Origin of the sequence: Pseudoalteromonas sp. S1610, from assembly GCF_005887465.1 — a bacterium.
Classification (GTDB): domain Bacteria; phylum Pseudomonadota; class Gammaproteobacteria; order Enterobacterales; family Alteromonadaceae; genus Pseudoalteromonas; species Pseudoalteromonas undina.
This window is the reverse complement of sequence record NZ_PNDI01000061.1, coordinates 1-396: the sequence shown is the minus strand read 5'-3', so window position 1 is coordinate 396 and position 396 is coordinate 1. Positions and strand designations below refer to the sequence as shown.

The window sequence follows — 396 nt, the reverse complement described above, 5'->3', positions numbered from 1 at the left end:
GCGAGATAAAGTTTAACGCTTTAATCGCAACGTTCTTTAACAATATAAAGCAATCATCTGTGTGGGCACTCGTACAGATTGAGTTCTAACAGCCAAGCTACTTAGGTAGTGAGGCAAACAAATTTAGAGTCTCAATTGAAACTGAGTGACCAACAGCAATAACTACTTAGGTAGGAATTGCAGCACAGTCAATTCAATATCGAAAGATATTAAATAAATTCAGAATTCATTGAGCTGTCGAAAGACATAAAACTTTTTAATTGAAGAGTTTGATCATGGCTCAGATTGAACGCTGGCGGCAGGCCTAACACATGCAAGTCGAGCGGTAACAGAGAGTAGCTTTCTACTTTGCTGACGAGCGGCGGACGGGGGAGTAATGCTTGGGAAGATGCCTTG

At 41.2% G+C, this 396-nt stretch carries 1 rRNA gene; it reads left to right on the top strand.

Features of this window, described 5'->3' with window-relative positions:
- Positions 1 to 257: 257 nt before the first annotated feature.
- Positions 258 to 396 (top strand): 16S ribosomal RNA (locus CWB77_RS16370); the annotation flags it as partial.